This is a genomic window from Neobacillus drentensis (assembly GCF_021560175.1).
Lineage (GTDB): Bacteria > Bacillota > Bacilli > Bacillales > Cytobacillaceae > Neobacillus > Neobacillus drentensis_A.
In genome coordinates, this window is the sequence record NZ_CP091110.1 from 4,673,662 (window position 1) to 4,687,081 (window position 13,420).

General features: G+C 42.3%; 13 protein-coding genes. 1 reads left to right on the forward strand and 12 read right to left on the reverse strand.

Translation table 11 applies throughout. The annotated features are described in order from the left end of the window. The first annotated feature begins 137 nt into the window (after positions 1 to 137). A complete protein-coding gene (locus L1999_RS22320; protein ID WP_235740561.1) occupies positions 138 to 554 on the forward strand; it encodes a TIGR04086 family membrane protein in 417 nt (138 codons plus the stop codon). A 48-nt stretch (positions 555 to 602) separates the two neighbouring features. Here the strand turns inward: L1999_RS22320 and yajC are convergent, their stop codons facing one another. The 12 genes from yajC to nadB form a co-directional block, all read right to left on the reverse strand. Beyond that, positions 603 to 902, reverse strand: a complete 300-nt coding sequence (gene yajC, locus L1999_RS22325; protein WP_215043875.1) for a preprotein translocase subunit YajC — start codon at positions 900 to 902, stop codon at positions 603 to 605. A gap of 30 nt (positions 903 to 932) precedes the next feature. Next, positions 933 to 2,072: a tRNA guanosine(34) transglycosylase Tgt gene (gene tgt, locus L1999_RS22330; protein WP_235740562.1), complete on the reverse strand. Its 1,140-nt coding sequence runs from the start codon at positions 2,070 to 2,072 to the stop codon at positions 933 to 935. Between the two features lie 124 nt (positions 2,073 to 2,196). Then, on the reverse strand, positions 2,197 to 3,225 hold the full coding sequence (gene queA, locus L1999_RS22335) for a tRNA preQ1(34) S-adenosylmethionine ribosyltransferase-isomerase QueA (protein WP_235740563.1): 1,029 nt from the start codon (positions 3,223 to 3,225) through the stop codon (positions 2,197 to 2,199). Positions 3,226 to 3,258: 33 nt separating this feature from the next. Next, positions 3,259 to 4,260, reverse strand: a complete 1,002-nt coding sequence (gene ruvB / locus L1999_RS22340; RefSeq protein ID WP_235740564.1) for a Holliday junction branch migration DNA helicase RuvB — start codon at positions 4,258 to 4,260, stop codon at positions 3,259 to 3,261. Positions 4,261 to 4,270: 10 nt separating this feature from the next. Next, positions 4,271 to 4,882 carry a Holliday junction branch migration protein RuvA gene (ruvA, locus tag L1999_RS22345; protein ID WP_235740565.1) on the reverse strand — a complete coding sequence of 204 codons (612 nt, stop codon included), beginning with the start codon at positions 4,880 to 4,882 and terminating at the stop codon, positions 4,271 to 4,273. Positions 4,883 to 5,108: 226 nt separating this feature from the next. Then, entirely contained in the window at positions 5,109 to 5,657 is a 549-nt protein-coding gene (locus L1999_RS22350) for an intercompartmental signaling factor BofC (protein WP_235740566.1), read from the reverse strand. A 242-nt stretch (positions 5,658 to 5,899) separates the two neighbouring features. After that, a complete protein-coding gene (locus tag L1999_RS22355) occupies positions 5,900 to 6,586 on the reverse strand; it encodes a YhcN/YlaJ family sporulation lipoprotein (RefSeq protein ID WP_235740567.1) in 687 nt (228 codons plus the stop codon). A gap of 87 nt (positions 6,587 to 6,673) precedes the next feature. Continuing rightward, positions 6,674 to 7,663, reverse strand: coding sequence for an aminoglycoside phosphotransferase family protein (locus L1999_RS22360; protein WP_235740568.1), 990 nt, complete (start codon positions 7,661 to 7,663; stop codon positions 6,674 to 6,676). Beyond that, positions 7,650 to 9,536 (reverse strand): SafA/ExsA family spore coat assembly protein, encoded by a 1,887-nt coding sequence (gene safA, locus L1999_RS22365; protein WP_235740569.1) that lies wholly within the window; start codon positions 9,534 to 9,536, stop codon positions 7,650 to 7,652. The genes L1999_RS22360 and safA overlap by 14 nt, the downstream gene beginning before the upstream one ends. Before the next feature lie 319 nt (positions 9,537 to 9,855). Continuing rightward, positions 9,856 to 10,953, reverse strand: a complete 1,098-nt coding sequence (nadA, locus tag L1999_RS22370; RefSeq protein WP_235740570.1) for a quinolinate synthase NadA — start codon at positions 10,951 to 10,953, stop codon at positions 9,856 to 9,858. 1 nt (position 10,954) lies between these two features. Next, positions 10,955 to 11,803, reverse strand: coding sequence for a carboxylating nicotinate-nucleotide diphosphorylase (nadC, locus tag L1999_RS22375; RefSeq protein ID WP_235740571.1), 849 nt, complete (start codon positions 11,801 to 11,803; stop codon positions 10,955 to 10,957). Continuing rightward, positions 11,772 to 13,349: an L-aspartate oxidase gene (gene nadB, locus L1999_RS22380; protein ID WP_235740572.1), complete on the reverse strand. Its 1,578-nt coding sequence runs from the start codon at positions 13,347 to 13,349 to the stop codon at positions 11,772 to 11,774. Before nadB ends, nadC begins: the two co-directional genes overlap by 32 nt. Positions 13,350 to 13,420: the final 71 nt, after the last annotated feature.

Here is a 13,420-nt window from a genome sequence, read left to right on the forward strand (position 1 = left end):
TGAGAGGAAGTTAGTTCCAAAAATTAAATAGGCAAGCAGAAATATTTTATTCTACTTTGCGCTTAGCCTGAATACGCTTGTACTAGGAAGAATAACTGTCTAGGACTTGCCGGCTAAAAAAACAGGAAGGTTTAGTCTTGGAACGAAGGGGGAGAGTTAAAATCGAATCGAAAAGCTTTGGGATATCCATTTTGTATGGATTAATTTTTATTTTTGCCTTTGCTTTAATTTCCAGTCTTATATTTGCCTTTATCCTTCGATTTACATCCGCTCAAGAAGGATCACTTCAATATGTAATAACAGCTTTGTCTTTCATTGGGCTGTTCGGCGGCGGTTTTCTTTCAGGCGGAAAGCGAAAAGAAAAAGGCTGGCTAATTGGAGGATTTACAGGGCTCATTTATTCATTTGTAGTCTTTTTGTTTCAATACCTTGGCTATGACCGCTTGTTTGATGCAGAACAAGTCATTTATCACACCTGCTATACATTGATTGCGATGATGGGTGGAATCTTAGGAGTCAATATTTCTTCTAACAATTCACGTAGAGCTGCATAATAAAAAAGGAAGCCATCTTAATACATATGGCTTCCTTTTTATTATTCATTATTTCGTAAGATTTACGCTTCCTTCACTTGAACCCGCTGCGGATTCAGTTACCTCACGGATGGCATTGCGATCATATGTAAGACGGCTGCCGTCACCACATTTAATGACCACTTTATTATCATCAATCGAATCAATAAAACCATGCAGACCACCAATCGTGACGATTTTATCCCCTTTTTTCAATTGGTTTTGCATATTCGCAACATTTTTTTGACGCTTTTGCTGTGGGCGAATTAATAGGAAATAAAATAAAACAAACATTAGTATTAATGGAATGATTGTACCGATACCTTGCATCTTGTTTCCCTCCTTTCAATAAATATTCTATTAGAAATTTTTCGCGTTTGGTTTATTAAAACCATAACGTTCAAAAAACTCTTCACGGAAATCTCCAAGCCTGTCTTCCATAATAGCTTGTCTGACCTTCTCCATTAATCTTAACAGAAAATAGAGATTATGGTAAGACGTTAAACGAATTCCAAAGGTTTCATCACATTTAATTAAATGACGGATATAGGCTCTGCTATAATTACGGCATGTATAGCAATCACATTCGGGATCTAGCGGCCCAAAATCACGGGCATATTGCGCATTTTTCACCACTAGGCGTCCTGCGCTTGTCATTAAGGTCCCATTTCGGGCAATCCGGGTTGGCAATACGCAATCAAACATATCGATGCCGCGAATCGCTCCATCAATCAACGAATCCGGTGAGCCAACTCCCATTAGATAACGCGGTTTATTTGACGGTAACATTGGGGTTGTAAACTCAAGGACACGGTTCATGACATCCTTCGGCTCTCCCACGGATAACCCGCCTACTGCATAACCAGGGAAGTCAAGCGAAACAAGATCGTTTGCACTTTGTCTGCGAAGCTCTTCATATTCGCCGCCTTGGACGATTCCAAAAAGCCCTTGGTCTTCTGGTCGCTGGTGAGCGTTTAAACAGCGCTCAGCCCACCTTGACGTTCTCTCAACGGATTTTTTCATATATTCAAACGTAGCAGGAAATGGCGGGCACTCATCAAATGCCATCATGATATCGGAACCAAGAGCATTTTGAATTTCCATTGCCTTTTCCGGTGATAAAAATAGTTTCTCACCACTCATGTGATTGCGGAAATGAACGCCTTCTTCTTCAATTTTACGAAATTCACTTAAACTGAAGACCTGAAAACCACCCGAATCTGTTAAGATGGCCCGGTCCCAATTCATAAATTTATGAAGACCGCCAGCCTCTCTAATGATTTCATGTCCTGGTCTGAGCCATAGGTGGTAGGTATTACTTAAAATAATCCCCGCACCCATTTCTTTTAAATCTTCAGGTGACATTGTTTTTACGGTTGCCAATGTTCCAACAGGCATAAATGCAGGTGTGTCAAACGAACCATGTGGTGTATGTACCCGTCCAAGCCTGGCCCCTGTTTGTTTACATGTTTTAATTAATTCATATCGAATTGCAGTCAAATTGTTGTCTCCTTCCAAAGGCGGTGTGAGCAGAGCTATGTTAAATCTTTCTAAATTGATGACTATATATTACAGAAAATATGATTTACAAGGAAATCTACTTGCGGCGCTCCGCCCTTTACCACTAGATGATGAACATTGCATCACCAAAGCTGAAAAAACGGTACCGTTCCGCAACGGCTGTGTTGTACGCATGCAAAATATTCTCTCTGCCGGCTAACGCACTGACCAGCATGATCAGCGTTGACTTAGGCAAGTGGAAATTCGTAATCATTCCATCAATCGCTTTAAATTCATAACCAGGATAAATAAATATACTTGTCCAGCCGCTTCCGGCGGTAAATTTTCCATCGTTTGCGGACGCAATTGTTTCTAAAGTCCTTGTCGATGTGGTTCCAACAGTTATGATTCTGCCTCCGCTCTGTCTTACTTCATTTAGCAGTTGGGCCGTACCTTCTGTAACCATATAAAATTCAGCGTGCATATCGTGTTCCAATACATCATCCACACTCACAGGGCGGAATGTCCCAAGACCTACATGAAGCGTAATAAAGGCAATATGTACCCCTTTTGCTTTAATTTCCTCCAAAAGGGACTCCGTAAAGTGAAGACCTGCGGTTGGAGCAGCGGCAGATCCCGGTTCGCGGGCATATACCGTCTGATAACGATCACGGTCATCAAGCTGTTCTTTAATATAGGGTGGCAGCGGCATTTCTCCCAACTGATCAAGTACCTCGTAGAAAATTCCCGAGTATTTAAACTCTAATACTCTTCCGCCATGGTCAGATTCCTCGGTGCAAACAGCTGTAAGCATTCCGTCCCCAAAGGTGATTTCTGTACCTATCTTCACTCGTTTTGCCGGTTTCACAAGTGTTTCCCACTGATCATTCTCAAGTTGTTTTAAAAGCAGGACTTCGATTTTTGCCCCTGTATCATCTTTTACACCAAAAAGGCGTGCCGGCAATACCTTTGTATCATTTAAGACAAGGCAGTCCCCTTCACGCAAATATTCGGTAATATTTTTAAACACTTCATGCTTTATTTCGCCTGTTTGCTTATTTAAAACCATTAATCGGCTGTCTGTCCGGTTTTTTAATGGGACCTGAGCAATTAGTTCCTCAGGTAAATGAAAATCAAATATATCTACTTTCATCACTAACACACCTTACTATTTTTTATAAAAAGATCAATCCATCGGCACTTCCATGCCAAAATGGTGATAAACTGCTCCAGTTACTACCCTGCCGCGCGGAGTACGCTGCAAGAAGCCAATTTGTAACAGATATGGCTCATAAACATCTTCAATTGTTTCCGCCTCTTCTCCAATCGAGGCCGCAATGGTATCAAGACCGACTGGACCACCGCGGAATTTTTCGATAATTCCTTTTAAAAGCTTGTGATCGATATGGTCAAGTCCTAACCGGTCAACCTGCAGTAACTCAAGAGCCTCTCTTGCAAGGGCCAGGTTAATTGTACCATTTCCCTTTACTTGTGCAAAATCCCTAACCCGGCGGAGGAGCCGATTGGCAATTCTAGGGGTTCCCCTCGCCCTCCTGGCAATTTCAACGGCAGATGGTTCATCAATTTCCGTTTCAAATAAATCCGAGGTTCTGACAACAATATTTTTTAACTGATCTTCCTTATAATACTCGAGCCTGCACAAAACTCCAAATCGGTCGCGTAAGGGAGCTGATAAGGAACCTGCCCTGGTAGTTGCACCGACCAGTGTAAACGGCGGCAGGTCAAGCCGGACCGACCTCGCACTTGGCCCCTTTCCGATGACAATATCCAGACAAAAATCTTCCATTGCTGGATAAAGTACTTCTTCGATCGTCCGTGGCAGCCGGTGTATTTCATCGATAAATAACACGTCCCCAGGCTCGAGAGAGGTTAGAATAGCTGCTAAATCTCCTGGCCGTTCAATCGCAGGCCCTGAGGTTGTCCGGATATTTACCCCCATTTCATTGGCAATAATTACCGCTAGTGTGGTCTTGCCTAATCCTGGAGGCCCATAAAGGAGAACATGGTCAAGGGTCTCCTTCCGCATCTTTGCCGCTTTTATAAAAATCTCAAGATTTTCTTTTACTTGAGTTTGCCCAATGTATTGCTGTAAAGTTTGCGGCCGCAGGCTTTGTTCAAGACTGACCTCGCTTTCATTCACTTCACCAGATATGATTCGCTCTTCCATGAATTATCACCTATTTTAAAAGCCGCTGAAGGGCTTTTTTAATATATTGATCGGTTGAAAGCTGTTCTTTTTGTAATTCAGATGAGATTTTTTTAATTTCTTTATCGGAATAGCCAAGAGCTTTCAAGGCGAGGACAGCTTCTTCAAAAGCCGCATTGGCCGCTTGCTGTGGAAGTGGGAATTGATCAGCATTGAATAGGTTAGGAAAGTAATCCGGTACAATATCTTGTAATTTCCCTTTTAGATCAAGAATCATTTGCCGGGCGGTTTTTTTACCAACGCCAGGGAATTTAACAAGAAAGCTTTCATCCTCATTTTCAATGGCATTTACCACCTGCTGGACTTCGCCTGAAGCCAAAATGGCCAGTGCACCCTTAGGGCCAATCCCCGAAACGTTTAATAGTTTGGTAAAAAGTCTTTTTTCTTCTCTTGTTTCAAATCCGTATAGGGCGATTACATCTTCGCGGACATAATGATAGGTATAAACCGTTACCATTGTTTCCATTTTACCGGCGAAAATAAACGGATTCGGTGTGGAGATTTGATAGCCAATCCCATTATTTTCGATGACGATGTATTCTGGGCCGACAAATTCTACCATCCCTTTGATAAATTCATACACACGTTTTCTCTCCCCAAATAAACCTAAAAGGTTTTTCTCTTGAAAAATAAGCTATCTTTCATTTTAACATAACTCCAGGATGATATTGAAGAAATTCGTATCCTATCAAAAAGTCTAATAATTCAGTCCCTTGGACCTTCTTCTAAAATTGAATTGTAACGAGAAAATACATCTAACATAAAAAAACAGGCTGATTGGAGGCAATCAGTCTGAATTTATAAAATGGCTACTGTTTTTTTACTGAATACGGTTCGAATGTTTCTAGCACTTCCACATAATGGTCCTTCGATTTAATTGGGATGCCTTGAATTAATTCCTCTTGTTTCTTGCTTTCAAGTTTCTTGATATCTATTTGAAAGAATGATTGGATAATGTGTGATTGTCCCGGCCGGCCATTAAAAATGGTCAAAACACCATCATCTGTGACACCAAAAAAACCATTTGCTTTTAATAATGGCGAGATATCGTCAACTTGTTTGCGGAATACATAGGTTGACTCGTTGATGTCGGTAAGCTGCCATTGGTCATATTTAGCCCAGAAATTCTCTATTTTCCAACATGTCTCGTGCACCAATTCCTGACTTATTTCCCCGTCAAGATAGACTCTTTCTAAGATAACCGTTAAGTTCAGCGGCTCTGTCTTCGGTATTTGGTTATCTTGTGGGGCGGCCGAGCTTGTTGGGATTAGCCCAGGAACTCTACCAATCAACATGAAGAGAATAACAGCAAATACGGCTAATGTGTACCGGTACATTGCTATCCAAATGACCCTCATGTCACTCACCTCTTAATCTTAATAATTGAACATAGTTTACAGTACTAGTTTAGCCTTTATTTCCCTTTTTATCCGACAAAATAATTGCGGTTTATTTATAAATATGGCTGTGTTAATCTTGAATGTTGATTTCCGCTCCAGGCGGCTTCGCTCCAATCAACATGCAAAAACTCAACAATCCTTTAACACAGCCATAAATAAAGAGACAAGCCCGAAAGCTTTGCCTCTTGTTATGGTGTGGATTAGCGGCCGCCCTTATTCCGCTGGGAGTCGTTATGAATATTACGGTCCCGGCCCATTGTGCCCTCGTCCGTAATCACCTGGACGTTTTTTCCTTTTGCATAGGGCTGAACCACATTCTGAATGGCTCGTTTGGTTTCAGCTGCCCGATCATTGTCGTGCAATGAGACGGAAACAATGACCGTATTTCCATATGCGACAGACCTTACATTTCTAACATTATCAATATTTTCCACTTTGTTTCTTATTTTTGCTGTAAAACGATCTTGGAACTCCGGATTCGTGACCACTCCGTTGTTACCGTTCTTAGCACTCAAGTGACCGTGATAGTTTAAATCACTTGTACTAAACCGGTTATCCCGCTGAAAGAAGTTTCGGTCTGTTTTGGCCCTAGGGACTGTTGGATTTGGGGGATTCCCGTTTTCGTCTCTAGTTTGCATCTGCCTGCTGTTTTTTTCATTAACGGCTTGATCCTCCACGCCAAGGTTATGGTCCATTATTTCTGTCAAGGCACCATCATTATCCCTTAGTATGCCATAATCATTATTGGCGTGGTTTTCATTCGAATAATAACCCATCGGCCGAGCTACGTTATTTCCAGTACCCGTACGATTATTATCATTTGCACATCCTGTAACACCTACTAATAAAGAGAAGGAAAGAGGAATCATCCACTGTCTTTTGTTCAAGCGATAAACCCCCTAGAATACATTCTGAGCATAGAATTCTGCTCATTTATAGGGTGTTATCTTCTGTAGGAATTCATTCTGATAAAATCATTTCACTTTTTCCTGTAATTGGCGGATAAATTTTTTTCTTAGGTGAAATTGATCGACAGTTAAATCCATGACCATCCTTATTTTTTCTTGGTCATTATAGGATTTTTCGCGGATCAGCCGATTCCATTCTCGAAAAATATCTGCCGGGAAGGCTAAGGCATACAAAAAAGCTTTTTCATCTAAATATTTTCCTATTGGCTTTAAACTTCCCAGTTTTCCCAATGACCAATCAAGATTGGGAAGAATTCGATTGGCATATTGTAAATAATCAAATGAGGGCGGACCGATACTAATTAAGTCAAAATCAATTAAATTCAATTGTCCCTTCTTGTCACGGAGGAAATTGTGATGGGCTACATCACCATGGAGAATCACAACCGGTTCTTTTTGAAAAAAGCGGCCGTGTTTGATCATCCCTGCTAATGACCAATTGGCCCATACAATCAGTTCAGAAATCGTGTAATCATCTAAAAAGTATTTTATAAAAGGAAGATTGCCTGAAAAAACTCGGAGCCTTTCTGTCCATTTGGCAATTAAATCACTTCTTGAAAGCAAAGTCCGGTATCGACTTTCAACGGAAGCAGTGGTTTGGTGAAATTGTTTCAACAGATCAAGACCTTCTTGACGATTTCGCTGTGTTGAATAAGAAAAGGGTGTGTTATGTGGAGGGATGTATTCGATACATCCATAATAGGTTCCCTCAAAAAAGAGCTGTTCTTTGATCGGACCGGATAAGTATTGGTATGTTTTCAAAAATCCTTCTTTTTTTAAGGTGGCGGTAAAGGCTTCTTGAAGTTTTAATCTGTTATTGGAATGATATCCCTTTAAAATATAGGTATTTTTTTCAGTTTTTAATAAGAAGACAGACTTTCGGACCATCACCAGCTGAATAATTTTCTCATAAAACCGTGATCGAAAATAAGAGAGGAGACGATTCAAGTAATCATCGTCTCCCTTTTGTTTACCAGGTTTATTAATTGCTCTCATCACGGTAACCTGGCATACCGTATGGATTTGTTCCAGCTGGTCCCACACCGTATGGGTTCATATAAGGCGGGTGGGCAACATTCATTGGCCCTGTATACGGCGCACTGTAAATTGGCGGTGTTGGCGGTACAAAGCTGGTTGGTGGCGGGCTTGTTGGAACCATTCCGGCTGGCTGCATTCCGCCGCCGCCACAGCCACAGTCATTTAGAGCTCCGGCTCCTACTGGCAGTCCTTGTGCTGGAGCTGTCGGCATATAAGGCATTTGTCCTGCTGCTCCATGTGTATGAAGATCGGATGATTCAAAGTCATGCATACCCATTACTTGAGGTCCAGGCCCGCCCATTTGCGGATATCCGTATGGTGCTGTGCCCATTCCGTAAGGATTAACCATTCCAGGGTTCCCGTACATGGTGCCAGGTCCTCCTGGAGAGGCTTGAGGCATCCCTCCTTGATATTGAGCTGGATACCCTTGGGCACCTGCCATTGGGTCGACTGTTCCGCCTGGCATTCCCTCATAGCCCATTGGCATCTGGCCATATCCGGCTGGCATTCCTCCGTAGCCCATTGGGGTTTGACCAAATCCAGCCGGCATTCCTCCGTAGCCCATTGGATTTTGTCCGTATCCGGCTGGCATCTCTCCGTAACCCATTGGATTTTGTCCGTATCCGGTCGGTGCCTCTCCGTAACCCATTGGATTTTGTCCGTAACCTGTCGGGACCTCTCCGTAACCCATTGGATTTTGCCCGTAACCTGCTTGCATTGGTGCTGCTCCTGCAGGCATTCCACCATATTCAGCTGGCATTTGAGTTGGTACAGGTGCTCCACCGCCATAGCCCATTGGCATTTGGGTTGACCCTGCTGGTACCCCTTCATAGCCCATCGGTGCGGTTCCGGATGGAAATCCACCATACCCCATTGGGGATTGACCATATGCTGCAGGGTCCATCATTGGTGTTTGGGTTCCCATTACAGCACCAGGATTATAGGCCGGATTTACACCAGGCATTTGCGGCATGAAGGATGATGACTCATCATGGAAAAATTGCCCTGGCATAACGGATGTACCCGCCACAGCTGGATTAAATCCAGGTGTCCCATGAACCATGCCTGGATGTGGCACATACCCTGCCCCTTGGACTGCCGGATAAGGCATAACAGGCGGCATCATTGGCATACCACCAAATGGAGGGCAGAAACCAGGTCCCGGCATTACAGGCGTAATTGGCACACAATAGTCTTGCGGCAGCGGTATTTCAACCGGCATTTCTTTTGCAGGTGCCGGAGGCGGAATCGGAATTTCCTTTTTTATTTCTTCTTTGACCTCAGGAAGTATGTTGGCAGGTTTAGGAGGAAGCTGTGGTGGAACGGTCATGTTGGTCATGTTGCTCGTATAATAATTGTTTATATCAATTTCTGGGATGATCTGCAGGGGCATTTTGGGAGTGTAAGGTGCTTTCGGTGCTTCTTTTATTATTGGCTGTTCTTTTACAATTGGTTTCTCTTTTACAATCGGTTGTTCCTTTATAATCGGTTTCTCTTTTACAATCGGCTGTTCCTTCACAATCGGTTTTTCTTTTACGATTGGGGCTTCTTTGATCGGCAGTGGAACGGGTTTCTCTTTGGCAAACGGATGCTCAGCAATGGGCATTTCTTTTTTCGTTCCTAAATTGATTGTCTTTTCCGGTTTCGTTCCCATCGGCGCTTCTTTTTTTATGGATCCACCTGTTGTTGGAACTTTTATTTTCATACCGGGCATAATCATATCAGGGTTGCTGAGCTGTGAATTCATCTTTTTCAGCTCTTCAAAATTCACGCCGTACTTCTTGGCGATCTTCCAAAGAGTATCCCCTTTCTGTACGATATGGATCTTCACTCTGATTTCCCTCCTATGGCATAAGTCCATATAGTGTATGTGAAGATGGGCAAAGTGCTAACATTCTTCAAAAAAATCTATGCTTCCTTTTGTAAAATTATGAATAAGTCCCCAAAGATACGGTGAGATTCGTAAAATGAAATTTTCGCCGATAAATTAGATAAAACCGCCGATATGTTGAAGTTTTTCGCTGATATATTAGTAAAAACCGCCGATAAGTTTAAAAAAACCGCCGATAAATCCTCCAAGTCTAAGAATTACTTTTACAAAAATAAGAAAAAAAGATGTAATGAGTTAAATTACATCTTTTTTTCGCTTATTATGAATTTTTCAACATCCGGTCTAGAGCTAATATTGCTTTTTCAGCTATTTCTGGACTAACTTTGATGATATTGTTTGGTTGATCCAGCGTATCCAGGCTCCAAACTAGGTGCGGCAAGTCAATACGATTCATGGTCATGCAAGGACACATATGCGGATTTAATGAGATAATCTGTTTATCCTGATGATCGTTGATGATCCGGTTTACGAGATTCATCTCGGTTCCGATTGCCCAAGCAGAACCAGGCTCTGCCTTTTCGATCGCATTAATAATATAGCTGGTGGACCCCGCCATATCCGCTAATTCAACGACTTCCCGGCGGCATTCCGGATGAACGATAATTTTCATTTCAGGATATTGAACACGTGTATCCGCCACGTTTTGAACAGTAAAATTTTCGTGGACGGAGCAATGCCCTTTCCAAAGAATCACTTTTATTTTTGACACATCGCCCTCATATTCAAGCGCATTTGTGATTGGATTCCAGATCGCCATATCATCTAAGCCAATCCCTAAATCTGCTGCCGTATTCCGGCCTAGGTGCTGATCAGGCAAAAATAAAATCCGTTCTTTCATTCCTAAGGCCCATTTCACCATCGTTTCGGCATTGGAGGAGGTAACGGTGGCACCGCCATTTTCACCCACGAATGCCTTAATCGCTGCGGTTGAATTGATATAGGTTAACGGCAGTATCGTATCTCCAAACAGTTCCTGGAGTTTTTCCCAGGCTCGTTCTGTTTGCTCGATATCCGCCATGTCGGCCATTGAGCAGCCGGCGCGCATATCAGGCAGAAATACCTTTTGATTGTCACTGGTTAAAATATCGGCCGTCTCGGCCATAAAATGGACACCGCAAAATACGATATACTCCGCTTCCTTGTTATCCGCCGATAGCTGAGCTAATTTTAACGAATCACCGGTTGCATCGGCAAACTGAATGACTTCGTCTTTTTGATAATGATGGCCGGGAATAAATAAGCGTGAGCCAAGCTGTTTTTTTACCTCTATTACACGTTTTTCAAGTTCTTCTCGTGTCATTTGCTTGTATTTTTCAGGAATCATGACATTCTTTTGTAAAGTTTCTAAGAAGCTCATTCTACTCATCTCCTTTATTCCATATCACTTTTACACTTATATCAAGGGCTTTATAGGAATGAGTTAGAAGCCCTAGAGAAATATAATCTACCCCTGTGTCACGATAGTCCGCGATGTTTGATAATTGAATGCCGCCGGAAGCCTCGGTAATGATTCCAGACGGGACGAGTTTGATAAATTCCTTAATTTCATCAGGTGTTCGGTTATCAAACATAATCACATCCGCACCAGCATCGACTGCTTCTCTCACTTGCGCTTCTGTTTCTACCTCGACCTCCACTTTTACCATATGGCCTGCTTTTTCCCGGACAGCCTCTACTGCCTTTGAAATCGAGCCAGCAAAGGAAATGTGGTTGTCTTTAATCATGACCGCATCATATAACCCAAAGCGATGATTAAAGCCTCCACCGCAGCGGACTGCATATTTTTCAAGCATTCTTAGACCTGGAGTCGTCTTTCGTGTATCACATACTCTTGTATGACCACTGTCGAGAGTTTGAACTGTCTTTTGTGTCAAGGTAGAAATACCACTCATCCGTTGAACCAGATTAAGGACCACTCGTTCTCCTTTTAGTAAATCCGCGATTTTTCCAGAGACATGCGCAAGCTCCTGTCCCTTCTTGATTGCTTGGCCATCCTTCACAAATAGCTCGACGTTAATATCTTGATTTAATAGCCGAAAACCGGTCTTGATAACTTCCTCTCCACAAAAGACACCCTCATCCTTTGAAAGAAAAACAATTTTACCTGTCGTATCATCCGTAAAAATGAGATCGGTGGTTAAATCCTGTTCCCCAATATCTTCGATAAAAAAATCCTCAAGTTGCGAGCGCAGTTTTAGTGAATTCATTGTTTTTCTCCAATCCCCGATTCTTTTTATGAGTAATTGATTGACGTAACCAATTTTGATTGTCTTCTAAAGGAAAATCACTTCGATAGTGACCTCCTCGGCTCTCTGTCCTTTGTAAGGCGGCTTCGGTAATGAGACTCGCTGTAATCACCATAAAGATTTTTGATAGATCCGATCTAGAACATGTATCTAACTGAATTTGATCGGCACGGAATTGAGCCAGCCAAGCTTGCTGCTTTTTCAAATTGGCTTCATTCCTAACAATCCCTACCCGCTCCATCATCAAATCCTTGATCCGCTGAATATCCGGTAAATTCAGCAACTTAGTAATAGCTGGTGGCAAGAAAGCTCTACTATCAAATTCTTGATACTCTGTTCGGGTGCCATTGATCCATTTTGACAATCGGTCACCTTGATAAAGCCCCTCTAATAAAGAATTGCTCGCCAAGCGGTTGGCGCCATGCAGTCCTGTACAGGCAGCCTCTCCGATCGCATATAACCCTTTAATGGAAGAACGGCCCATTAAGTCTGTTTTAATACCGCCCATTAAAAAGTGGCTGCCAGGAGCGACAGGAATTTTTCCGTCCGCTAAACAAATACCGTTTTCTTCGCAAATAGCCGTAATCGTAGGAAATCTTTTGCTAAATTCTTTAATAGTGCTAATATCTAAAAATATTTGTTTCCCTTTTTTAAGAAATTCATAGATTCTTTGTGAAACCACATGCCTTGGACCCAGGTCCTTCATGGGATGAATCCCTTCCATAATAGGAATTCCCTCTTCGGTCACAAGGATTGCCCCATCGCCTCGAACGGCTTCAGAAATTAATCCTTTTGTATCACCGTTGATATACAAAAGAGTCGGATGAAATTGAACAAATTCCATATCGACAACTTCTGCACCTGCTAAGTAAGCCATCGCGATACCATCACCACATACAGTACCAGCGTTTGAGGTGTAAGTGAACAATTGCCCGCAGCCGCCGGAGGCCATAATGATGTGGCTTCCATAAAACTTTTGTATCGTCCCATCCGATTGTTTTGCTTTAACGCCCACACAGCGAGTTTTTTCAGCGTTTAAAAGTAATTCGTAAGCAAATACATCTTCATCAATCGTTACATTATTGGGGAGCCTGCTGATTAAATGTTCCATGACGTTTTTACCAGTGGCATCACCACCGCCATGAACAATTCTCTTTTCGCTATGGGCCCCTTCCATTCCAAGGAATAATTCACCATTATGATCTTTATCGAACACATCGCCCTGCTGAGACAGATTTCGGATCAGAGAAGGGGCAGCGTTAATGATTTCCCGGACTGCATCAAGATTATTATGAAATCTTCCCGCCTCAAGTGTATCCGCGATATGTTTGGATGGGTGGTCATTTGCTCCTAAAGCGGCAGCAATGCCCCCTTGTGCTAGATAAGAATTTGCCGTCCTTAATTTCCCCTTTGTGAGTATTCTCACATTCAAATGATTATTTAATTGAACAGCCAGCTGTAACGCGGCTATTCCACTTCCAATTATTACTACATCATCATTTATCATGGATGAACCTCCTGGCATTAACAGGTGTCTTGACATATATATTTACACAGATTTAAACTAAAAACAAGTAC

Excerpts from the sequence above, each read along its gene's own strand:
- nadB (WP_235740572.1), bottom strand. The coding sequence starts at position 13,349 with ATGATAAATGATGATGTAGTAATAATTGGAAGTGGAATAGCCGCGTTA.
- nadC (WP_235740571.1), bottom strand. The coding sequence starts at position 11,803 with ATGAATTCACTAAAACTGCGCTCGCAACTTGAGGATTTTTTTATCGAA.
- queA (WP_235740563.1), bottom strand. The coding sequence starts at position 3,225 with ATGAAAGTAGATATATTTGATTTTCATTTACCTGAGGAACTAATTGCT.
- yajC (WP_215043875.1), bottom strand. The coding sequence starts at position 902 with ATGCAAGGTATCGGTACAATCATTCCATTAATACTAATGTTTGTTTTA.
- ruvB (WP_235740564.1), bottom strand. The coding sequence starts at position 4,260 with ATGGAAGAGCGAATCATATCTGGTGAAGTGAATGAAAGCGAGGTCAGT.
- L1999_RS22360 (WP_235740568.1), bottom strand. The coding sequence starts at position 7,663 with ATGAGAGCAATTAATAAACCTGGTAAACAAAAGGGAGACGATGATTAC.
- nadA (WP_235740570.1), bottom strand. The coding sequence starts at position 10,953 with ATGAGCTTCTTAGAAACTTTACAAAAGAATGTCATGATTCCTGAAAAA.
- L1999_RS22350 (WP_235740566.1), bottom strand. The coding sequence starts at position 5,657 with ATGAGGGTCATTTGGATAGCAATGTACCGGTACACATTAGCCGTATTT.